We start from the raw sequence: 22,097 nt of genomic DNA, 5'->3' as shown, positions 1-22,097 counted from the left end.
CCCACACTTGGAACGCATTTCCCTGTGGGAGCGGGCTTGCTCGCGAAGCTTTGGCTGTTGTCCTTTTATTGAGACTCGAGTCTCTTTGTTGAGACTAGGCGATGCCCAAGGCCAGCATCTTCTTGTACAGCGTCGACCGTCCCAGCCCCAGGCGAGCCGCCGCCTCTGGCACCTTGCCCGCGCATTGCGCGAGGGCTGACTCGATCAGTTGCCGATCAAAACGCTGGCGCGCCTGGGCGAATGTTTCGTCTGCCAAGGACTCCACCATCGGCGCCGAGGTGCGTTCAACCGGGGTGAAGGTGCCGATGGCGGCGTGAATATCCTCTGCGCTCAGGATCAGCTCATCACCGAGCAGCGCCGCGCGCTCCAGCACATTACGCAACTCACGGATATTCCCCGGCCACGCATGCTGGCCGAGCAACTCCAGCGCCGCACGGCTCAGTTCATGCTGACTGCGCAGCTCTTCGAGGATCGCTTCGCTGAGCGCCGGCAAATCGTCGAGACGCTCGCGCAGCGGCGGGACATGAATCGGCAGCACGTTGAGGCGGTAATACAGGTCGGCGCGAAACTCGCCACGCTTGATCGCCGCTTGCAGGTCGGTCGAAGTCGCTGCGATCACCCGCACATCGCTCTGGATCACGTCATTGGAGCCGACCGGTTCGAACTCCTTTTCCTGCAGCACCCGCAGCAGTTTGCTTTGTAAAGGCAGCGGCATGTCGCCGATCTCGTCGAGAAACAGCGTGCCGCCCTGGGCGATCTGCAACTTGCCGGTGCGCCCCTTGCGGTCAGCGCCGGTAAACGCGCCGGGTGCGGTGCCGAAAAACTCGGCTTCCAGCAACGCCTCGGGAATTGCCGCGCTGTTGATGCTGACGAAGGCTTTGTGCGCGCGTGGCGAGGCACTGTGAATCGCCTGGGCCAGCAGCTCCTTGCCGGTGCCGGTTTCGCCGAGCAGCAACACCGCCGACTCGGCGCTGGCACTGCGTCGGGCGCGGCGTTTGACTTCAAGGCTGGCGGCGCTGGTGCCGATGAAATGGGCGAAGTTGTATTTGGTCTGTCGCGCCCGCAGCAAGGAGCGGGTCGAGGCCAGTTCCTCCTGCATGCTCAGGTAGCGCTTGAGCATCGGCGACAGCGTGCGCAACTCATCGAACAGGGCAAAACCGATCGCCCCGATCACTGCGCCGGCGTCGTCGTGGATCGGCAGGCGCATCACCACCAGCGGCTCTTTGGGCGTGTCCTGCATGTCCAGCAGGATCGGCCGGCCGGTGCGCACCACTTCGCGCAGCAAACTGCCGGGGATCACGCTTTCGCAGGGCTTGCCGATGGCCTGTTTCGCCGACTCAAGACCAAAGCGCCGGGCATAGCGCTCGTTCATCCAGACGATATTGGCATCACGATCGACAATCACCGTGCCTTCGCTGGACTGCTCGATGATCTCGAACAGCGAGCGGATCGCCAGCGTGCGAACGCGTTGGTAGTCCTTGAGGCTTTCGGTGGTGTTCATGGGTGGGCTGATCCGGAATTTGGGTTGTGTGTGAGGGCCTCTTCGCGAGCAAGCCCGCTCCCACATTTTGAAATGCATTCTCCTGTGGGAGCGGGCTTGCTCGCGAAGGCCGCGACCCGGTTTCAAGGCAAGCGCTGATCATGCCTACCCCGGATGCGCCGCCGCCATCAGCTCCCACATTTTGAAATGCATTCTCCTGTGGGAGCGGGCTTGCTCGCGAAGGCCGCGACCCGGTTTCAAGGCAAGCGCTGATCATGCCTACCCCGGATGCGCCGCCGCCAACAGCTCCCACATTTTGAAATGCATTCTCCTGTGGGAGCGGGCTTGCTCGCGAAGGCCGCGACCCGGTTTCAAGGCAAGCGCTGATCATGCCTACCCCGGATGCGCCGCCGCCATCAGCTCCCACATTTTGAAGTGCATTCTCCTGTGGGAGCGGGCTTGCTCGCGAAGGCCGCGACCCGGTTTCAAGGCAAGCACTGATCATGCCTACCCCGGATGCGCCGCCGCCAACAGCTCCCACATTTTGAAATGCATTCTCCTGTGGGAGCGGGCTTGCTCGCGAAGGCCGCGACTCGGTTTCAAGGCAAGCGCTGATCTTGCTTACCCCGGATGCGCCGCCGCCAACAGCTCCTTCGTGTACGGATGCTGCGGCGAATCGAACACATCATGGCTGGCTCCCCGCTCGACCACCTTGCCATCCTTGATCACGATCATGTCGTGCGCCAGGGCCCGCACCACCGCCAGGTCATGGCTGATGAACAGGTAGGTCAGGCCGTGTTTTTCCTGTAGATCGCGGAGCAGGGCGACCACTTGCTTCTGCACTGTACGGTCGAGGGCCGAGGTCGGCTCGTCGAGCAGGATCAATGCCGGTTTCAGCACCAGTGCGCGGGCGATGGCGATGCGCTGGCGCTGACCGCCGGAAAACTCGTGCGGGTAGCGATGGCGACTCTGCGGGTCGAGGCCGACTTCCTTGAGTACGCGGATCACCTGTTCATCGCACTCATCAGCGCTGGACTGACAATGCACCTCCAGCCCTTCGCTGATGATTTGCGCCACTGACATCCGTGGGCTGAGGCTGCCGAACGGGTCCTGAAACACCACTTGCATCTGTCGCCGCCACGGTCGCAATTGCTTCTGATCGAGGCCGTCTAGGGCGGTGCCCTGGAAGCGGATACTGCCCTCGGAATCGAGCAGGCGCAGAATCGCCTGACCCAGGGTCGATTTGCCCGAACCGGACTCACCGACAATGCCCAGGGTTTTGCCCCGCTGGATATTCAGGCTGATGCCGTCCACTGCCCGCAGGTATTGCTTGCGCTGGAACAGCCCGCCACCGACGACGAACTCGACTCGCAGATCATCGACTTCCAGCACGTTTTCGCGCTCGTCCCGAGGCAATGCCTCGCCTTCCGGTTCGGCGTTGAGCAGCACACAGCTATAAGGATGCTTCGGCGCGGTAAACAGGGTTTCACACGGCGCCTGCTCGACGATCTCGCCAGACTTCATCACGCATACCCGTTGCGCGATGCTGCGCACCAGATTGAGGTCATGGCTGATCAGCAACAGCGACATGCCCAGGCGCTGCTGCAAGGATTTGAGCAGCAGTAGGATCTTGCGCTGCACGGTCACATCGAGCGCGGTGGTTGGCTCGTCGGCAATCAGCAGTTCCGGCTCGCAGGCCAGCGCCATGGCAATCATCACCCGTTGCCGCTGACCGCCGGACAGTTGGTGCGGATAGGCCTTGAGGCGCTCCTTGGGTTTCTGAATGCCCACCAGTTCCAGCAGTTCGAGAATGCGCTGTTGCGCCGCTTTACCGCCCAGGCCCCGATGCACCAGCAGGGTTTCGCCGATCTGCTTTTCGATGCTGTGCAGGGGATTGAGTGAGGTCATCGGCTCCTGGAAGATCATCGCGATACGGTTGCCGCGCAGTTCGCGCAGCACCTTGGGCTCGGCGCCGACCAGCTCCTGGCCGCGATAGCGAATGCTGCCAGTGGTTTGCGCATCGCCTTCGGGGAGCAACTGCAGGATCGAATGTGCGGTTACCGACTTGCCCGAGCCCGACTCGCCGACCAGCGCCAGGCATTCACCGGGACGAATGTCCAGGCACAGGTTGCGCACCGCTGGCTGGCCATGGAAGGCGACGTTGAGGTCACGAATTTCGATCAGATTATCAGTCATGGTTGCACTTCAGGATCGTGGATCGAACGCGTCGCGTAACGCTTCGCCAATAAACACCAGCAGGGAAAGAATCAGCGCCAGCGTGAAAAACGCCGTCAGTCCGAGCCACGGCGCTTGCAGGTTCTGTTTGCCCTGACCGATCAACTCGCCCAGCGAGGCACTGCCAGCGGGCATGCCGAAGCCGAGGAAGTCGAGGGCGGTGAGGGTGGAAATCGCCCCGGTCAGAATGAACGGCAAGTAACTCAACGTCGCGTTCATGGCGTTGGGCAGGATGTGTCGGAAAATCACCTTGCGGTCGCTCAGGCCTAGCGCACGAGCTGCTTTGACGTATTCCAGGTTGCGCCCGCGCAGGAACTCGGCGCGCACCACGTCCACCAGGGCCAGCCACGAAAACAGCGCCATGATCCCCAGCAGCCACCAGAAGTTTGGCTCGACGAAACCGGACAGGATGATCAGCAGGTACAACACTGGCAATCCGCTCCAGACCTCCAGCAGGCGTTGCCCGAGCAGATCGACCCAGCCGCCGTAATAGCCTTGCAGAGCGCCGGCGGCAATGCCGATCAGCGCGCTGACGGCGGTCAGCATCAAGGCAAACAGGATCGATACCCGAGCACCGAAAATCACCCGCGCCAACACGTCGCGCGCCTGATCGTCAGTGCCCAGCCAGTTGACCGTCGAAGGTGGGCTCGGCGCGGGCTGATTGAGGTCGTAGTTGGGCGTGTCATCGCTGAATGGAATCGGCGGAAACACCAGCCAGCCACCGTCCTTGCGGATCAGCTTCTGCACATAATCACTGCGGTAGTCGGCCTGGAACGGCAGTTGCCCGCCAAACGCCTGCTCGGTGTAACGCTTGAACACCGGGAAGTAGAACTGGCCCTGATAACTGACGACCAGCGGTTTGTCGTTGGCGATCAGTTCACCGCCCAGCGTCACGATGAACAGTCCGATGAACAGCCACAGCGACCACCAGCCACGGCGGTTTTTCTTGAATCGCGTGAAACGGCGACGGCCCAGAGGCGAGAGCTTGAACATCAGGCGTTCCTCGCGGCGAAGTCGATGCGTGGATCGACCAAGGTGTAGCACAGGTCGCCGATCAGTTTTATCAATAGACCGAACAGCGTGAAGATGAACAGCGATCCAAACACCACCGGGTAGTCCCGGGAAACCGCAGCCTCGTAACTCATGCGGCCGAGACCGTCGAGGGAGAAGATCACTTCGATCAGCAACGAGCCGGCAAAGAACACGCTGATGAACGCCTGTGGAATCCCCGACACCACCAGCAGCATTGCGTTGCGGAACACATGGCCGTAGAGCACACGGCGTTCGCTCAGACCTTTGGCGCGGGCGGTGACCACATACTGGCGGGTGATTTCATTGAGGAACGAGTTTTTGGTGAGGATCGTCAACGTGGCGAAGCCGCCGATCACCAGCGCCGTCACTGGCAACACCAGATGCCAGAAGTAGTCGGCGATCTTGCCCAGGGTCGACAGCGATTCGAAATTGTCGGAGACCAGCCCGCGCACCGGGAACCAGTTCAGCGAGGTGCCACCGGCAAACACCACGATCAGAAACATCGCAAACAGAAACGCCGGCATCGCGTAGCCGATGATGATCGCGGTGCTGCTCCAGATGTCGAAATGGCTGCCATGATGCACCGCCTTGCGAATGCCCAGCGGGATCGACACCAGATAGGTGATCAGCGTCGCCCACAGACCGAGGGAGATGGTCACCGGCATTTTTTCGAGGATCAGGTCAGTCACCGTGGCACCGCGGAAAAAGCTTTTGCCGAAATCCAGCTGCGCATAGTTCTTGAGCATCAGCCACAGGCGTTCATGCGCCGGTTTGTCGAAACCGTACTGTTTTTCGATGTCCTTGATCAGTTGCGGATCAAGGCCACGGCTGGCGCGCGAGGTGCTGCTCATGGTTTCGCTGGCACTGCCGCCGACGCCGGTGCCGCCAATCCCCTGCAAATGGGCGATGGCCTGTTCGACCGGGCCGCCGGGAGCCGCCTGAATGATCACGAAATTGACCAGCAGGATGATCACCAGCGTCGGGATGATCAGCAACAGTCGCCGCAGAATGTATGCCCACATCAGTGCGGTCCTCCAGGTCTGCCACGGCCGATTTTCTCGGCGGTCATCTGCTGGTTGGTCAGCGGCGTGCTACTGATCTCCCACCAGCTCTCGATGGCTTCGTCATTGCTGGCCTGTATCGCCGGCATGCCGAAACGGTTCCACCAGACGGTGGAAGTGCCCGGCGGGTAATAGTTGGGGATCCAGTAGTAGTTCCACTGCAGCACGCGGTCCAGCGCATGGGCGTAATGCAGCATGTCGCTCTGGGTCGAGGCGCGGATCAGGCCGTTGATCAAGCTGTCGACCGCCGGATTCTTCAGCACCATGTAGTTGTTGGCGCCGGGGTCGTTGGCCGAAATCGAACCGAAGTAGTTGAGCAACTCGCCACCCGGTGACGTGGTGACCGGGTAGCCGGTGACGATCATGTCGTAGTCGCGGCTCATCAGGCGGTTGACGTATTGCGAGGAGTCGATGCGCCGGATATTGAGGTCGATGCCGATCTGCTTCAGCGTGCGTTTATATGGCAGGAGCAGGCGGTCCATGCCGTTCTGGCTGACCAGAAAGGTGAAGCTCAACGGTTCGCCCTCGGCGTTGACCAGTTGGTCGCCATCAGGTTTCCAGCCGGCCTGTTCGAGCAACTGCAGGGCTTGCAACTGTTTGTCGCGGATCAAGCCGCTGCCATCGGTTTTCGGTGCTTCGAAGACCTGGGTGAAGACTTCGTCGGGAATCTGCCCGCGCAACGATTCAAGGATCTTCAGTTCTGCGGCATCCGGCAATTGGCGGGCGGCCAGCGCGGAGTTGGAGAAGTAACTCTGCTGGCGGATGTACATGTTGCGCATCATCTGCCGGTTGCTCCACTCAAAATCCCAGAGCATCGCCAGCGCTTGGCGCACCCGGCGATCCTGGAACATCGGTTTTTGCAGATTGAACACGAAACCCTGGGCCGACTGCGGGGCTTCGGTGGCGAGGTGCGCTTTCTGCAAGCGGCCGTCGCTCAGCGCCGGGCTGTCGTAGCCGATCGAGTAGCCGGTCGCGGAAAACTCGCGGTTGTAGTCATAGGCGCCGCCGCGCAGCACCTGGCGGGCAACATCGGTGTCGCCGAAGTACTCGATGCTGAAGTGATCGAAGTTGTACAGGCCGCGACTGACCGGCAGGTCCTTGCCCCACCAGTCGGGGTTGCGCTCAAAAGTGATGCTGCGGCCGGAGTCGACCTTGCCCACCCGGTACGGGCCGCTGCCCAGTGGCGGCTCGTAGCCGCCGCCACCAGCGAAGTCGCGGGTTTTCCACCAATGTTCGGGAAACACCGGCAGGGTGGCGATGTCCAGCGGCAAGGTACGATTCTCATTGCTCTTGAAGTCGAAACGCACGGTCAGTGGCGTTTCCACTTCGACGCCTTTGACGTCGGCGAATTGCGTGCGATAGCGCAGGCTGCCCTGGGTCATCAACAAGTCATAGGTGTAGCGCACGTCTTCGGCGGTGATCGGTGTGCCATCGGCGAAGCGCGCTTTGGGGTTGATAAAGAAGCGCAGGGACAACCCGTCTTCAGCGCGCTCCATCTTTTGCGCCACCAGGCCGTAGACGGTGTACGGCTCGTCCATCGAACGCTGGGCCAGCGGCGAATAAAGCATGCCGTCAATCTGCGTGACGCCGATGCCTTTGTCGATGTACGGAAGGATGTGATCGAAGTGACCGATCTCTATCGCCGAACGGCGCAGGGTGCCGCCCTTGGGCGCCTGCGGATTGGTGTAGTCGAAGTGGCTGAAACCGGCCGGGTATTTGGCAGGTTCGCCATAGACGGTCAACGCGTGTTGCGGGGTGGCGTCCACACCAGCGGCGCCCAACAGCAGGGCCACGGCAGTGAACAGCAGAGAAGGGAAAGCCAGTCGCATTGTCAGCCTTAAAGCCGGGTGATCGATAAGCGCAATTTGTACGCGAGCGGTGCGTCAGCCGCCAGCCGTATCCTGTAACCGAAACACAACGGCCCACCAAAAGGCGGGCCGTTGGACAGCAATCAGGCGACGGATCAGTCCTGGCGGCTGGTGACTTCGAGCAGGTGATAACCGAACTGGGTCTTCACCGGGCCTTGCACGACGTTGATCGGCGCGCTGAATACCACGGTGTCGAATTCCTTGACCATCTGGCCAGGACCGAACGAACCCAGATCGCCGCCCTGACGGCTGGACGGGCAGGTGGAGTTGGCTTTGGCGACTTCGGCGAAATCAGCACCGCCTTCGATCTGGGCCTTGAGTTCGTTGCACTTGTCTTCGCTGGAAACCAGGATGTGGCGGGCAGTGGCTTTGGCCATGGGGAAACTCTCCAATCTATTTCAGTAAAGTGTGGAGCCTACCGGATTCAGTAAGCGATTTCTCGGCAAAGTTCCGCTCGGTACATTGGCACGTGCCTACAGCTGTGCAGCCTTCAGGCGCATCGTGTGCTCGACATACAGTTCGACCGGATCATCGTCGCGTTTTCGCAGACCGCGGGGGTGACCCAGGCTGGCGAGGTGATCGAAAGGGTAGTCGGAGCGGATGACCGTGCCCAGATGCGAGCTGTAACGACCGACGAAACCGTCGTTCTGCCCGGCTTCCATCGCAAAATGTCCCGACAATGCCCGGCAGACCGCATTCACCGGATCGAGTGTCTGTAGCAAATCGCCTTGCAGCGTGCCGCTCCAGGAATAGTAGTGGACGCCATTGACGCATTCCGCGCCGTGACCACCCAAAGTCGAGGGCAGGCCTTGAGGGTATTTGCGATTGAATTCGCCGACGCCCGCAGTTGTCAGGGCGTTGAGTGCCGCCACGGCGTTGCGTGGCATCGCCGGTTGACCGCTGAGCAACGAGAGAAAGTCAGCGAATTGCGTTGCAACCTGCTCTGCCACCTGCTCCGGCAGGCTTCCCGGAATCAGCGCCATGCGTAAAGCGTCAGCCAGTTCCGAACCGTGGTTGGGGCCGCTGACGGATGTCACTGAGGCCACGTTCTCCGGCATCAGGGCAGCGGCGTAGCGGCAGGCCAGCGCGCCTTGGCTATGCCCGATCAGGTTGACCTTGCCGGCACCGGTGCCTTGCAGCACGCGTTCGATCTGCCAGATTAATTGCTGGCCGCGTACTTCGTTGTCATGGGTAGCAGACAGCTGTGGCACGAACACCTGGCCGCCAGCTTCCCGCAGTGCTTGCTTGACATCATGAAAAAGCTCGAAATGACCGATACGGTCAAAGCCGAACAGGCCATGGACCAAAAGGATGGGGTAGCGTGTTGTCGCATTCCGTTGCATGTTCCTGCCTCTTTTGCAGATGTTTGTCAGTGGTTGATGCGTGCCACTGTAAAACAGGCCTACGGGCGGGCGATGTCTGAAAAGTCCGCCTGTTCGTGAGGAAACTGGACAAAAAACTGTGCGATTTTTCGATTCTGCTTGAGGGGGGAGTCGGAACATTTGGCAATCTTTTGCCCTGTTTCTACCAAAACGCTGCCGGATGCCTACGTCATGCGGTGTGTTTACCCCCGGTTCGCAAGGCTCAGGGCTGACTTCGAGGATTCGCTGGATGATGTTCAATGGGTTTCGTTCGACGCGGCCTTGATGGCGGCGTTCTATCCAAGGAATGGAGCCACGAATGTCTATGTACGAAGCCAATGACGACTCTTCTGTAAAGCCGATAGCCAATACATCTCCCTTGTCGATTGATAGCGATGGCTGTGGTCATCTGAATTTTAAGGTGGACGGAGGTAGCCTCGAATTCAGCTATCACCCCGCCTGCCTGGCTGCGCCAACGTCGATCTTGTGCCTGCCTGCTCCGATGCTTGAGGTCCTGGAGCAGGGAATGCTTGATCCTTCGCTGGGCAACGCATTCGTCAGGGTTGCGCCTTACCCGAACATGATGAGCGGCGACAGACTGGTATTGAGTTGGCACGGGATCGATGACGAAGGATTGCCCTATCGGCATGAGGCCTCGCGCTCTGTCAGCGATGGGCAAGTGGGCAAGGAAATCGTGTTTGCCATAAAAGGCGTACACGTCGCAGCGCTGGAGCGCGGTTCGCTGGAGCTTTACTGGACGCTATATAGCGTGGCCCTTTCCGAACCGGTGTCATCCTGTCGCCTGCAACTGGATGTAGGCGATCCAGAACCCGAGTTGCTTGCACCGATCATCGAAGAAACGGTGGGTGGCACACTTGATCCCGTTCGTGTGCCGCACGGCACGAGCGTCACCGTGCGACCTTATGCGCGCATGGCTGCGAGTGATCGGGTCACGCTGTCCTGGCAAGGCGCCGCACCAGAGTCGGTGTTCAAAGATGTAGTGACTGTGGAGCAGTTTGCTGTCGGTGAGGCGCTGTCTTTCTGGGTTGCTGCCGACCGCATCGCGGCCTGTTCCACTCAAGCGGTAATGGTCAGATACCAAGTCGAGTCAATGGATGGACAGGTGAGGGACTCCGCAACTTCCCGAATTCTGATCGCACCGTTGATTCGTGGCGATCTGCCGGCGCCGCAGGTGCTGGAAGCGCAAGGCGGCGAACTGGGCGCAGAAGATGCTGTGGACGGCGTGACCGTGGTGATCACTGATCCGCATGCAGAGGAAGGGGAGTTGGTGTATCTCAAGTGCGACGGGGAGTATTTCGGTCATCGCGATGATCGTGATATCACTCGGGAAACTGCCGGTCAGCCACTGGTATTCATCGTGCCTCACCGATTCTGGCGAGAGCATCGGGAAACCGTGGTGCAGGTGTCCTACTCGGTGGAGCGGCTGGATGACGTCAGCCAGGCTTCCGGCGTTACCCGTATCCGGGTGCGGGCGTAAGCCTGGGTTGAAGTTCCGAGTGACAGTTCAGCCTTTGCGGGATGCTGGCTCGCCGCAAAGGTCGTTCAGAGCATCAGGCCTGAGGGCGTGCCCGAAGACGTTCGGCTGCGCTCGACAGCAACTGTTCCGTCGCGCTGAATCCCAGGCAGCCGTCGGTGACCGATACGCCATAGCGCAGGGCAGGGCTCAAAGGTTGGCAACCCTCGAACAGATGGGACTCGATCATCATGCCGATCAAGGAGCGATCACCTTGCAAGCGTTGCTCGAGCACCTCGTTGAATACGTGGGGCTGGCGCAGTGGATCCTTGCCGCTGTTGGCGTGACTGCAGTCGACCATGATCCGGCCTGGAATCTTCAGGCGGGTCAAGTCGGCATGTACCCGGGCCACGCTTTCGCGATCATAGTTCGGCCCATGATGACCACCGCGCAGTACCAGGTGAGTGTCGGGGTTGCCCGGGGTCTGGATGATCGCCGGGTGGCCTTGGCTGTCGACGCCGAAGTGCCGATGTGGATGGGCAGCCGAACGCATGGCGTCGACGGCTACGGTCACGCCACCGTCGGTGCCGTTCTTGAAACCTACGGGCATGCTCAGACCGCTGGCCATTTCCCGGTGGATCTGCGATTCGGTCGTACGTGCGCCGATGGCAACCCAGCCAAGCAGGTCGTCGAAGTAGCCGGCAGCCATTGGCTGCAGCAGTTCGGTGGCGATGGGAAGTCCCAGACGGACCATCTCGAGCATCAATTCGCGCGACAGGGTCAGACCTGCGGCCATGTCATCGCTGCCGTCCAGATGTGGGTCATAAGCCAAGCCTTTCCAGCCGACCGTGGTGCGTGGTTTTTCGACATAGGCACGCATGACCAGCAGCATTTCGTCGCTGACGTCCTGTGCCAATCGGGCAAGTTTTTCGGCATATTCCAGCGCGGAGCGCGGGTCGTGAATCGAGCATGGGCCGACGACAATCAGCAGGCGCTGGTCTTCACCATCGAGAATCGCGCGAATCGCCTGGCGGTGGGCGGCGACTTGCTGGGCGAGAGCATTGTTCAGCGGCAATTGCTGCTTGAGCTGCAGCGAGCTGGGCAGGCGCAGGGTCAGCGCTTCGTTGGCAGAATTGAGGGTGGACAGTGGCAGAGCAGAAACAGACGAGTTCATATTCGGGATTCCTGGGCTGGTGGCGGGGCTTCCCGCTCACTCGGCCCTACTGGGGTGTTCGACAATTGGCCGTATTGGCTACGTGTGTGTGCTTGCCACCTGTGGGTGACCGATCGGAGGCGGCAGGCTGTCCCGAGCGGAGGCTGGTAAATCGCCAGGCGGTAAAACTGTCGTAACGGTAATAAGTGGCGTAGTTCATGGCGTAAATCCTCAAAGTGTCTGGTGTGTTGCTGAAAAAGTGTGGGCCTGAAAAAACAAAACCCCCGGTCGGGAGGCCGACCGGGGGTTGAGAATTCTCTGGTAGGCGACCCGTTTACATGGGCGCCGTGTGGGTATCAGGCGCGCCAGTGGCTAAACCAATACCCAAAATAAAAGCTGGCTGGAGCGCAAACGTCATTCACCCGGGCAGCCGCAACCGAGCGCGGGGCGCTGTCGGCACAAAGCTGTGAGAGGGCGTTGAACATGGTCTGTCTCCGATGAATGCGCCGAGCTTACTAGAGGCCCGTGCGCCTGAGCAATCAGAAATTGCTATCGCTCATTCAGCGTGTGACCTATCGCTTGAGTGCTGAAGGCGTTGTGACACACTGGGTGTTTTGTCAGAGTCCAAGGAAGAGTCATGTCGGTTTTCACTGTCGCAGCAGCCCAATCGTTTTCCGTTGCAGGTGATCTGGCCGCGAACATCACCGCTCATTTGCGCTTCATGGCCGCAGCGGCGGAGCAGGGTGTCGAGCTTCTGGTGTTCCCGGAACTGTCCCTGACAGGCTACGAAGGCCAGCTTGCCGCAGACATGGCGATCGATCCGCTGGACGCGGTGCTGCAACCCCTGCGCGATTACGCCCGAGAACTGGGCATCAGTGCTGTCGTCGGTATGCCGATTCGTCTGAAGGGAAGTTCGCAGGTATTGATTGGTGCGTTAACGTTAGCGAAGGACGGCTCTCTTGAGGTTTACAGCAAACAGCATCTGCACGCTGGCGAAGAGCGTTTCTTTGCGCCTGGCACCGGTGGCTCGACCCTTCGAATAGTCCGCGATACCGTGTCACTGGCGGTCTGTGCTGATTTTTCCCACGCCAGCCACGCGGCAGCGGCTGCTGGTCTTGGTGCCGACCTGTACGCCGCAGGTGTGCTGATTGGGGAAAGCGGCTATGGCGCGGACAGCGCGCTGCTACAGGGCTACGCGGAAAAGCACTCGATGGCGGTGCTGGTGGCCAATCATGCCGGGCTCACGGGTGGGTGGCAGTCAGCAGGGCGCAGCGCGTTCTGGTCTGAAATCGGGGCGTTGATCGTTGCCGCGCCCGGGCCTGGAGAGTTGTTGGTGGTCGCTCGGCGTGACGCCGATGGATGGCAGGGGCAGGTGGTGCCAGTGACGATCGCGCAATGAGCTACAGTTTGCGTCGCGCGCAACCGAATGACACGGCATTTGCCCGTGACCTGGCGTGTCGGAACATGCTGCGCTATTACATTGATCACGACCTGCTTTGGCAGGACGAAGCGTTTGATGTTGCCTGGTCCGGGCGTGACAACTGGGTGATCATGCGTGCTGAAGTCGCCGTGGGATTCTTCAGTCTCAGTCGGGATCGCCGGGCACTGTACATACGCGAGTTGCAAGTGACTGAAGCCTTTCGCGGTCAGGGTGCAGGATCCTGGGCGCTTGATCAGGTTATCGTGATGGCCCGCACTGAAGGGTTCCCGGCGTTGCGTTTGACCGTATTCAAAAATAATCCGGCGCAAAGCCTGTATAAGAGAAAAGGCTTGAAGGTGTGCGGCGAGGACGAGTGTTTCCTGAGGATGCAGCTCGAATTCGGTACACCTGTGCTCTGAAACCCACGGCTGGCAAGCCTTCGATGATGAATTGAAACTTTTTAAATGCTGCTTGCCGCTAGGTCTGTCTGGCACTTTTTGCTAAGGTGTCGGGCATCCCAATAAGACCATTTCGCGAGGTGTCTGCTTGATTAGGGTGCTAGTGGTCGATGACCATGATCTCGTTCGTACAGGCATTACACGTATGCTGGCCGATATCGATGGCTTGCAGGTGGTTGGCCAGGCCGAATCCGGGGAAGAATCCCTGATCAAGGCCCGTGAGTTGAAACCCGATGTGGTCCTGATGGACGTCAAGATGCCCGGTATCGGTGGTCTTGAGGCGACGCGCAAGCTGTTGCGCAGCCATCCGGACATCAAGGTCGTCGCCGTGACGGTATGTGAGGAAGATCCGTTTCCTACACGCCTGTTGCAGGCCGGTGCCGCCGGTTATCTGACCAAGGGCGCCGGGTTGCCGGAAATGGTCCAGGCCATTCGGCTGGTATTTGCCGGGCAGCGTTACATCAGCCCGCAGATCGCCCAGCAACTGGCGATCAAGTCGTTTCAGCCGACCAACGATTCGCCGTTCGATGCTCTGTCCGAACGGGAAATCCAGATCGCATTGATGATTGTCGGCTGCCAGAAGGTACAGATCATTTCCGACAAACTTTGCCTGTCGCCGAAAACGGTGAACACCTATCGCTATCGGATCTTCGAAAAGCTGTCGATCAGCAGTGATGTCGAGTTGACGTTGCTGGCTGTGCGCCACGGCATGGTTGATGCCAGCGCCTGATCATGACTGAAACATTCGATTCCGGCGCCTTCCTGGCGACTGTCAGTGGGCGTCCCGGCGTCTATCGCATGTTCGACAGCGAGGCGCGCCTGCTGTACGTCGGCAAGGCCAAGAACCTCAAGAAGCGCCTTGCCAGCTACTTCCGCAAGACCGGACTGGCGCCGAAGACTGCTGCGCTTGTCGGGCGTATCGCGCAGGTCGAAACGACCATCACCGCCAACGAAACCGAAGCGTTGCTGCTTGAGCAGACCCTGATCAAGGAGTGGCGCCCGCCGTACAACATTCTGTTGCGCGACGATAAGTCCTACCCCTATGTGTTTCTTTCCGACGGTCAATTTCCGCGGCTGAGCATCCACCGCGGTGCAAAGAAAGCCAAGGGCAAGTATTTCGGCCCATACCCGAGCGCCGGGGCCATCCGCGAAAGCCTCAGCCTGTTGCAAAAAACCTTTTTCGTCCGTCAGTGCGAAGACAGTTACTACAAGAACCGCACACGCCCGTGTCTGCAATATCAGATCAAGCGCTGCAAAGCGCCTTGTGTCGGCCTGGTCGAACCTGAGGTGTATGCCGAGGATGTTCGCCATTCGGTGATGTTTCTTGAGGGCCGCAGTCACGCACTGACCAATGAGCTTTCTACGGCGATGGAAGAGGCAGCAATCAATCTGGAGTTCGAGCGTGCTGCCGAGTTGCGCGACCAGATTGCCTTACTGCGCAGGGTTCAGGATCAGCAAAGCATGGAGGGCGGCACCGGCGACATCGACGTCATTGCTGCCTTCGTCAACCCGGGCGGCGCCTGCGTTCATTTGATCAGTGTGCGCGGCGGGCGTGTGCTGGGCAGCAAGAACTTCTTTCCGCAGGTGGGTATTGAGGAAGACGTTGCTGAAGTCATGGCCGCGTTCCTTGGCCAGTACTTCATCAGCAGTCCGGAGCGCGACTTGCCGAGCGAGTTGATCGTCAACGTGGTTCCAGAAGACGCAACGGCGTTGATCGAAGCCATCCACGAGTTACGCGGTCGAGAATTGACCATCAGTCTTCGGGTACGTGGCACGCGGGCGCGTTGGCAGCAATTGGCGGTCACCAATGCCGAGCAGGCGCTGGGCGCGCGCCTGGCCAACCGCCAACACACGGCCGCGCGCTTCGATGCGCTCGCCGAAGTGTTGAACCTGGATGAGCCGCCGCAGCGCCTGGAGTGCTATGACATCAGTCATTCCAGTGGTGAGGCGACCGTTGCCTCCTGTGTCGTGTTCGGCCCGGAAGGCGCGATCAAGTCCGATTACCGTCGCTACAACATTGAAGGCGTCACTGCAGGCGATGACTATGCCGCCATGCACCAGGCATTGACCCGCCGCTTCAGTAAACTGAAGGACGGGGAGGGCAAATTGCCGGACATCCTGTTGGTGGACGGCGGCAAGGGGCAGCTGTCGATGGCGCGTGACGTGCTGAACGAACTGGCGGTGCCTGATCTCATTCTCTTGGGTGTGGCGAAAGGAGCAACACGTAAGGCTGGTTTCGAGACTTTGTATCTTAATGATGCTGCGCACGAGTTCACTCTGCGGGGCGACTCGCCGGCACTGCATCTGATCCAGCAGATTCGCGACGAAGCCCACCGGTTCGCGATTACCGGACACCGCGCGCGCCGCGGTAAAACCCGCCGCACGTCGACACTTGAAGGCGTTGCAGGCGTCGGGCCTACCCGGCGCCGCGACTTGTTGAAACATTTTGGTGGATTGCAGGAGCTATCTCGTGCAAGCATCGAAGAGATCGCCAAAGCACCGGGGATCAGTAAAAAGCTCGCAGAGTCGATTTATGCAAACCTGCATAGCGAGTAGAATGCCAACTCACCTCGTAGCCAGTTGTGCCGATGAATATCCCTAATCTGATTACCGTTCTCCGCGTCCTGCTCATCCCGATCTTCATTTTGCTGTTTTACCTGCCTTACCAGTGGAGTTACATGGCTTCCGCCTCGGTATTCGCCTTTGCGGCGGCGACTGACTGGCTGGATGGCTATCTGGCCCGTCGCCTGGAACAAAGCACGCCGTTCGGTGCGTTCCTCGATCCGGTCGCCGACAAACTGATGGTGGCAGTGGCTTTGGTGCTGCTGGTACAGGAACACGGCAACCTGTGGCTGACACTTCCTGCTGCCGTCATCATTGGCCGCGAGATTGTCGTATCGGCCTTGCGTGAATGGATGGCCGAACTCGGTGCCCGCGCTCATGTGGCGGTGTCCAATCTCGGCAAGTGGAAAACCGCCGCCCAGATGCTGGCGCTGGTGATCCTGCTGGCCAACCCTCGTGACTTCAGCTTCTGGGTCTTCCTGGGTTACGCCTTGTTGCTGATCTCGGCAGGCCTGACATTGTGGTCGATGGTTCAATACTTGCGGGCTGCCTGGCCGCATCTGAAAACCGACGTTGAAAAGAAATAAAACTTTTTTGAATCAAAGGGTTGACGGGGCTTCTGAAATCTATAGAATGCGCCACACCAAGCGGGAATAGCTCAGTTGGTAGAGCACGACCTTGCCAAGGTCGGGGTCGCGAGTTCGAGTCTCGTTTCCCGCTCCAAGTTTGTACGCGGTTGTTGTTGTGCTACTAAGCAGCGATCGTTTGAGGCCGAGTAGCAAAATGGTTATGCAGTGGATTGCAAATCCACCTACGCCGGTTCGATTCCGACCTCGGCCTCCACTCTTAAAAACCCCGTAGATCAATGATCTACGGGGTTTTTTATTGCCTGCAAGAAAGTCGGGTGTTCCGCAATTTTTCTCATATGCTCCGCAACTTGGCAGGCATGCTGATGTGGATTCCGATCTCGATGATCGGTGGTGGTCGCAAACGTGGCAATTTGATGTCGTTTTCGGTACGATTTGTATTCAAATTGAGGTTGAGTGAGGGGGCGGTGGTGATATCTGATCGTGAAATTGCGTTGGAGCAGGCGCTTGTCGCAGCGTTTGGCGCGGCTGCCGAGCTTGGTATTGATCACGATACTTTGTGTGACGCTTCCAGAGAGCTTATTCAGCGCTACAGTAAATATGTAAAACTGAATTACCCCCACGTCGACAGCGCTCAGAAAGAGTTGATGGGGGCTTGGGAGCAGTTCAAGGCTATAGAGGGGAAATAACCTTGCGGCCTTGGTCCTGTGTCGCTTCTGCGTGGACTCTAAAGTGCTTGATGTGCCTCAAGCGCATGAGTGTTTAGAGTCGGGTTGCGTAGCTCCTCGTTTATTTCCTCAATGGCGTTCCAGACAGGCATCGCCATTTCCTTGCGTCGGATTTCATCCTCTCTGCGCCGCATTATAGAAGGCATCGGGCTCTGGCTTTTTTTAAATGCGTGTGCGGCTGGCTTCAGCTCATGGGGGCATGGCTGGTCGTGCAGGATGCATAGAAAAGATCGCACAGTGCTCGTCTAGACGCTTTTGAATTTGATGCGATAGAGGCAGAGGGAAGGAGTTGCTAATGCTCCTTCCTTCTGCCTTGGTGGGCGTTTCTATGTTGCAACTCTTGAAATGACTTGATTCAGAGTATTCAATTCTTTTGCGTTGTTTGTTTTCGAGATTACCAAGCGAATTCTCTCGATTGGAATGTCCACTGCATAATAGGCGATAAAGGCAAACAAGAAAGTGCCGATTAGGGAGACAACTGATTTATCCAATTCGCCTTCGTAGTAATGCAGTACCACGGACATTACGACAAAATGTCCGAGGTATACCGGGTACGCGAGCTGGCCGGTAATCCTGTCGATCTTTGATTTTTTTGTAAGCTCAAACAAGAAGGGCGTGCAGACAAAAACAGTCAAGTAAAACAACCAGGAGAGCGGAGCGTCCTGATCGCCGCTTGTCCAGAGTTGAGGGGTGACTATGAAAACAATTAAAGCTAATGCAGAAATCTTTCCGGCCATTATGACCCAGGATTTGTTTTTGGCTTCGATATACAACCTGTAGGCCAATACGCCGAGCATGAAGAAGGCTATCGACGATGGGAAGAAGAAATATCTCCAAGGGACGACGGGGAAATCCAGGGCGTAAAGGGTGATCCTCAGTATTACTCCGGCCATCGTCAAGGCGAGTATCGTTTTGAGTGATCTGGTAACAATGAATGGTGCAAGGACGTAAAAATACAGTTCCAGGCTGAGGGACCATACAGGGCCGATGACATAGTTCCAGTTCTCCGGTGTGGAGAAAGGAATGAGTTCGGCGCCAAAGAAAAAGGCATTACAAAAAAGAGCGACCGGCATGAGCCACTCTTTTCCTGGTTCGGTGTCGAAAACCAGAAATGATTTTTCACCCGTTGAGAGTATCAGCCATGCAAAGAGTATAAGCATCAGCCAGTTGACAGGATAAAGTCTTAGAGCTCGGTTAAGGTAAAACTTACCGGCGCCATTGCTTAGCTTTGAGTATTTCTCTGTGATCACCATTGAAATGTAAAAGCCAGACAAAATAAAAAATGCAAAAACTGCGTGCCCTGACCAAATGAAAATGTTTGTACTTTGGTGGGTTACTGAAATCTCTCGTCCTAGAATTTCATGTGCGTGGTCGATGAATACTGCCAATGCCAGTATTAGTCGGAAGAATCCCATCATCCAGTTCCTTGTTGTTGTTTTTTGCGCGGCATGGTACAGATTTGTATAAAAAATGTAACTGAATTGTTACGGAATTTTTTTGGATTTGTGATGTCTCGCTGAAAATTGTTAAGTCGCCCTCCAGCGCACGGTGGATTCAAGGGGTGAGGGAGGTCGCGATTGATACCAATCAGTAAGGTTTTTACGTGCTGGTTTGTTGACTTGCGATGCGCTGCTGCCGACAAGCCTTTGACGTGCGCTCTGAACGGCAAGCCGTGGGATCAACCTGGCGTGAAGGGGCCTTAAAAATCAGTAGCTTGCGAGCGACGAATAGTGCTAACCTATTGAAATTCCGAGCTTTATAGGTGAACTGCAAATCTACTTGCAGCAGTTCGATACCAACCTCGAGCTCCACCGCAAACAAGCTCTGTAGATCTATGATTTACCCAGCTTTTTTATTTTCAGTGCGCTGCAAGATTTAGTCTTGAAATGAGCCACTGTGAACTTGCTTCACCGGGAACTGATGTATATATTTCCCGCTCTGCTTCACAAGGCTCAACAGTGTCAGATTCGTTGAACGACTGATATGAGCGCCGTACCGCGCTACCGCCCGAATGGCGAAACTGGTAGACGCATGGGACTTAAAATCCCCCGCTCGTAAGGGCGTGCCGGTTCGATTCCGGCTTCGGGCACCATCTTAAATCAAGGGTTTGCGGGCGAAAGCTGATGCAAACCCTTGTTTGCTTTCGGGCCGCCATTCTGACAGTGGTTCGCGATTCATTGTGCAGGCACGATCTTGTTGCCATTGTTATTGCGGATGGATTGTTCGGTCATCCTCTCAGTGGGGCTTAAGGCTCATTGAATCGGGCGGCCAACCGGCCGCGCGGCCTGGAATCCACTCCATCGTCTGTGTGTTTTTCCTTCTCTGATTTCCTCAAACGCTTGGGCCGACTGGCATTCCCAGCGCAGACACAGAACATCGCTCGGTTTGGGACGCGTGAAGTGATGAGTTCTGATCCAGACCATCGGGTCCTAAAACCGTTGGTCAGCTCTCAATGCAATCCGCCAGGCAAGGGGCTACTTTTGTGGCTGGGTCGAAAAAGTCGTGGCAGATGCCAGAAGTCATTGCAGCGATAATGGAGCAGGCCCTCCACGACGTCGATGTCAGGATGGATCTTGATCAAGGCGCGGTGCATCGCTCAGGCGATGGGTAGCAGACGTTGAGTCTGTAACGCAAAACCCGCCACCTTAAACGTGTTAAGGAGAACACAGATGGCTATCAGTCAAACACTTGCAACCTCAGACAAAACAGCGCTCGTCAAAGCCGAGGTGTACCGTTGGTACAACCTCTTTTTCCCGTGGTCACGCGGTGTGTCTTCCCAATCGGAAGGTGCGATCAAACCCTTGTACGATGCGCTGTCCAACGAGTTCCGAGTGGTGCTCACCGACGGTCAGATCATGAGTCGGGCGGACTATTGGGAGCGACTTTGGGGGCTGTACGGCAAGCGTGCCGGAAGCCCGGAATCGCACATCACCAATCTCTCGATCACACCGCTTCCAGGGGATTTCTTCCTCGCAGTCTTCGATCTGGTCAAGGATGGAATCACCAAGAAGAAGGTCGACTCAGCGCTGATGCGCGTCGACCACGCATCTCCATCGGGCATCTCGTGGATTTACGTTCACGAGAGCGAGCACGAGCGGTCGCTCGCATAGGCTGCTCGCCGAGATTCCTGTGTGAAGCCTGCGACATTGAGGCAATGATGAGGTGTTGTGATCTGCGACGATCTTCGCCATCGACGAGGCGTGGGCTGTTGGCGTCTCGAGGTGCCCCTCTTGTGCGGTCGTACGAAAAACACTAAGCCCAGCCCTGCGCTGGGCTTTTTCGTTTCCGCGCCTCCAGGCAGGAAACCAAAAGCCCGGATTTGTCCGGGCCTGTCAGGATAAATTTCAGCGCGAATCGGCTTCTTTGCAAATCCGGGTGGATGATCTTTGCCGGCGCCTGCGAATCCAACTGCAAAGTGCGTGAACCGGGTGTAGAAAGGCCGCAAGCACGCACAGCAGCATGATGATGAAAATGGCAATCAGCGGGATGCTTTCGTGCGAGAACATGGTGGGGTACTCCTGTAGTCACTATGTTGGAACCCGCAGGCTAGACGCATTGAGCCCTGTTTGCGATGAACGTATGTTCATCCTCGAAGGTTTGAACTGTGCTAAGGCGACGCTCTGTTTTCGAACACAAAATATGCGTTCTGGATCAAGCCACGCCGGGCCGCAATTCATGCACCAGAGCAATCAGCGCGCGCAATCGCGCCGGTACGAAGCGGTGCCCCGAGTAATAAAGCCGCAGTCCGTCAAACGAAGGACACCAGGGCATCAGCACCGGCACAAGTGCGCCACTGGCCAGTTCTTGCTGGATGAACCATTCGGAAATGAAGCCGATGCCAAGGCCCGACACCACGGCCTGTTTAATCGCGAGCAACTCGTTGAATGCAAAGCGCACCGGCAGATCCATTTGCAGTTTTTCGCCGTCGCGCTGCAGTTCCCAGTGATAGAGGCCGCCATGAGCCATACGCATGCCGATGCTCTGGTGAGTCAGCAGGTCTCGCGGATGCTCAGGCACGCCGTGGCGCTCGAGGTACTCAGGCGTCGCTACCACGAGCATGCGGATATCGTCTGACAGCGCCACGGCAATCATGTCTTGGGGCACGGACTCCGCCAGACGAATCCCGGCGTCGAAGCCACCGGCGACGATGTCGATCATGCTGGCTTCACTGACGATGTCGATGCGTACCTCGGGATAGCGCTGCGCGTATTGTTTGAACAGCGGCTCAAGCAGCAGGTAGGCCGCGCCATAGGGCGCATTGATGCGCAGGGTGCCACTGGGTTGATCGAGGCCGACGCTGGCTTCTTCGCCGGCACTTTTGATCTGCGCCAAGGCGGGAGCAATGCGCTCTACATATCGTTGCCCGATATCGGTGAGGGCGACGCTGCGCGTGGAGCGATTGAACAGGCGCACCTTCAGGCGCGCTTCGAGGCCAGCCACTGCGCTGCTCACAGCGGTGGTGGACATGCCCAGTTCCTGCGCTGCGCCACGAAAACTGTTGCGGCGCGCAACGGCCAGAACCACTTCCAGCTCGGTCATTCCTGTCTTGTGCATGGATTGTCCTGAAAATGCGGATGCTTCATCAATCAATGGATGGCTTATCGGAATAATAAACCCTTCTTAGACTTCGGTTCACAGAGGCTCGATTCAGCCGAGTCAATTTGAGTGAGGAGTCGTC

General features: G+C 58.0%; 19 protein-coding genes and 3 tRNA genes. 11 read left to right on the top strand and 11 right to left on the bottom strand.

Annotated elements, in window-relative coordinates:
* Positions 1–94: 94 nt before the first annotated feature.
* The 7 genes from AC1UK9_RS15275 to AC1UK9_RS15245 all read right to left on the bottom strand — a co-directional run bounded on the left by AC1UK9_RS15275 (position 95) and on the right by AC1UK9_RS15245 (position 9,019).
* A complete protein-coding gene (locus tag AC1UK9_RS15275) occupies positions 95–1,501 on the bottom strand; it encodes a sigma-54 interaction domain-containing protein (protein WP_482577861.1) in 1,407 nt (468 codons plus the stop codon).
* Positions 1,502–2,101: 600 nt separating this feature from the next.
* The gene (locus tag AC1UK9_RS15270) at positions 2,102–3,676 is read right to left on the bottom strand and encodes an ABC transporter ATP-binding protein (protein ID WP_482577860.1); all 1,575 of its coding nucleotides are present in this window, start codon (positions 3,674–3,676) and stop codon (positions 2,102–2,104) included.
* Positions 3,677–3,685: 9 nt separating this feature from the next.
* On the bottom strand, positions 3,686–4,708 hold the full coding sequence (locus AC1UK9_RS15265; RefSeq protein WP_473015895.1) for an ABC transporter permease: 1,023 nt from the start codon (positions 4,706–4,708) through the stop codon (positions 3,686–3,688).
* On the bottom strand, positions 4,708–5,769 hold the full coding sequence (locus AC1UK9_RS15260) for a microcin C ABC transporter permease YejB (RefSeq protein ID WP_482577859.1): 1,062 nt from the start codon (positions 5,767–5,769) through the stop codon (positions 4,708–4,710). Before AC1UK9_RS15260 ends, AC1UK9_RS15265 begins: the two co-directional genes overlap by 1 nt.
* The gene (locus tag AC1UK9_RS15255) at positions 5,769–7,637 is read right to left on the bottom strand and encodes an extracellular solute-binding protein (RefSeq protein WP_482577857.1); all 1,869 of its coding nucleotides are present in this window, start codon (positions 7,635–7,637) and stop codon (positions 5,769–5,771) included. Before AC1UK9_RS15255 ends, AC1UK9_RS15260 begins: the two co-directional genes overlap by 1 nt.
* Positions 7,638–7,771: 134 nt before the next feature.
* On the bottom strand, positions 7,772–8,053 hold the full coding sequence (locus AC1UK9_RS15250) for a peptidylprolyl isomerase (RefSeq protein ID WP_007912303.1): 282 nt from the start codon (positions 8,051–8,053) through the stop codon (positions 7,772–7,774).
* A 96-nt stretch (positions 8,054–8,149) separates the two neighbouring features.
* On the bottom strand, positions 8,150–9,019 hold the full coding sequence (locus AC1UK9_RS15245) for an esterase/lipase family protein (protein ID WP_482577856.1): 870 nt from the start codon (positions 9,017–9,019) through the stop codon (positions 8,150–8,152).
* Positions 9,020–9,356: 337 nt separating this feature from the next.
* Between AC1UK9_RS15245 and AC1UK9_RS15240 the strand changes: the two genes are divergently transcribed.
* Complete coding sequence (locus tag AC1UK9_RS15240) at positions 9,357–10,535, top strand: hypothetical protein (RefSeq protein ID WP_482577855.1); 1,179 nt, start codon at positions 9,357–9,359, stop codon at positions 10,533–10,535.
* 73 nt (positions 10,536–10,608) lie between these two features.
* Here AC1UK9_RS15240 and AC1UK9_RS15235 read toward each other — a convergent pair whose 3' ends face one another.
* Positions 10,609–11,685: a 3-deoxy-7-phosphoheptulonate synthase gene (locus tag AC1UK9_RS15235; RefSeq protein ID WP_482577854.1), complete on the bottom strand. Its 1,077-nt coding sequence runs from the start codon at positions 11,683–11,685 to the stop codon at positions 10,609–10,611.
* A 616-nt stretch (positions 11,686–12,301) separates the two neighbouring features.
* On the opposite strand from AC1UK9_RS15235, the gene AC1UK9_RS15230 reads away from it, so the two are divergent.
* The 8 genes from AC1UK9_RS15230 to AC1UK9_RS15195 all read left to right on the top strand — a co-directional run bounded on the left by AC1UK9_RS15230 (position 12,302) and on the right by AC1UK9_RS15195 (position 17,380).
* The gene (locus tag AC1UK9_RS15230; RefSeq protein ID WP_482577853.1) at positions 12,302–13,063 is read left to right on the top strand and encodes a carbon-nitrogen hydrolase family protein; all 762 of its coding nucleotides are present in this window, start codon (positions 12,302–12,304) and stop codon (positions 13,061–13,063) included.
* Complete coding sequence (locus AC1UK9_RS15225; RefSeq protein ID WP_482577852.1) at positions 13,060–13,503, top strand: GNAT family N-acetyltransferase; 444 nt, start codon at positions 13,060–13,062, stop codon at positions 13,501–13,503. The genes AC1UK9_RS15230 and AC1UK9_RS15225 overlap by 4 nt, the downstream gene beginning before the upstream one ends.
* Before the next feature lie 127 nt (positions 13,504–13,630).
* The gene (gene gacA, locus AC1UK9_RS15220) at positions 13,631–14,272 is read left to right on the top strand and encodes a response regulator transcription factor GacA (protein ID WP_024012761.1); all 642 of its coding nucleotides are present in this window, start codon (positions 13,631–13,633) and stop codon (positions 14,270–14,272) included.
* Between the two features lie 2 nt (positions 14,273–14,274).
* Positions 14,275–16,098 (top strand): excinuclease ABC subunit UvrC, encoded by a 1,824-nt coding sequence (gene uvrC, locus AC1UK9_RS15215; RefSeq protein WP_473015887.1) that lies wholly within the window; start codon positions 14,275–14,277, stop codon positions 16,096–16,098.
* Between the two features lie 32 nt (positions 16,099–16,130).
* Entirely contained in the window at positions 16,131–16,691 is a 561-nt protein-coding gene (gene pgsA, locus AC1UK9_RS15210) for a CDP-diacylglycerol--glycerol-3-phosphate 3-phosphatidyltransferase (RefSeq protein ID WP_025112503.1), read from the top strand.
* Positions 16,692–16,751: 60 nt separating this feature from the next.
* Positions 16,752–16,827, top strand: a tRNA-Gly gene (locus AC1UK9_RS15205).
* A gap of 46 nt (positions 16,828–16,873) precedes the next feature.
* Positions 16,874–16,947 (top strand) — tRNA-Cys (locus tag AC1UK9_RS15200).
* A 22-nt stretch (positions 16,948–16,969) separates the two neighbouring features.
* Positions 16,970–17,380: a hypothetical protein gene (locus AC1UK9_RS15195; RefSeq protein WP_049828038.1), complete on the top strand. Its 411-nt coding sequence runs from the start codon at positions 16,970–16,972 to the stop codon at positions 17,378–17,380.
* Positions 17,381–17,745: 365 nt separating this feature from the next.
* On the opposite strand, the gene AC1UK9_RS15190 is transcribed toward AC1UK9_RS15195, so the two are convergent.
* The gene (locus tag AC1UK9_RS15190) at positions 17,746–18,837 is read right to left on the bottom strand and encodes an acyltransferase family protein (protein ID WP_482577851.1); all 1,092 of its coding nucleotides are present in this window, start codon (positions 18,835–18,837) and stop codon (positions 17,746–17,748) included.
* A 587-nt stretch (positions 18,838–19,424) separates the two neighbouring features.
* Between AC1UK9_RS15190 and AC1UK9_RS15185 the strand changes: the two genes are divergently transcribed.
* Together AC1UK9_RS15185 and AC1UK9_RS15180 are read left to right on the top strand one after the other, a co-directional pair.
* A tRNA-Leu gene (locus AC1UK9_RS15185) sits at positions 19,425–19,511 on the top strand.
* 577 nt (positions 19,512–20,088) lie between these two features.
* Positions 20,089–20,529 carry a hypothetical protein gene (locus AC1UK9_RS15180; protein ID WP_482577850.1) on the top strand — a complete coding sequence of 147 codons (441 nt, stop codon included), beginning with the start codon at positions 20,089–20,091 and terminating at the stop codon, positions 20,527–20,529.
* Positions 20,530–20,763: 234 nt separating this feature from the next.
* Here the strand turns inward: AC1UK9_RS15180 and AC1UK9_RS15175 are convergent, their stop codons facing one another.
* Positions 20,764–20,925, bottom strand: coding sequence for a hypothetical protein (locus tag AC1UK9_RS15175; RefSeq protein WP_482577849.1), 162 nt, complete (start codon positions 20,923–20,925; stop codon positions 20,764–20,766).
* A 145-nt stretch (positions 20,926–21,070) separates the two neighbouring features.
* Positions 21,071–21,973 (bottom strand): LysR family transcriptional regulator, encoded by a 903-nt coding sequence (locus tag AC1UK9_RS15170; RefSeq protein ID WP_473015884.1) that lies wholly within the window; start codon positions 21,971–21,973, stop codon positions 21,071–21,073.
* Between the last annotated feature and the right edge of the window lie 124 nt (positions 21,974–22,097).

It is taken from the genome of Pseudomonas sp. AK-TSAG1-1 (assembly GCF_056821665.1).
Note: the sequence above shows the minus strand (reverse complement) of the source record. Positions and strands in the feature narration are given on the sequence as shown.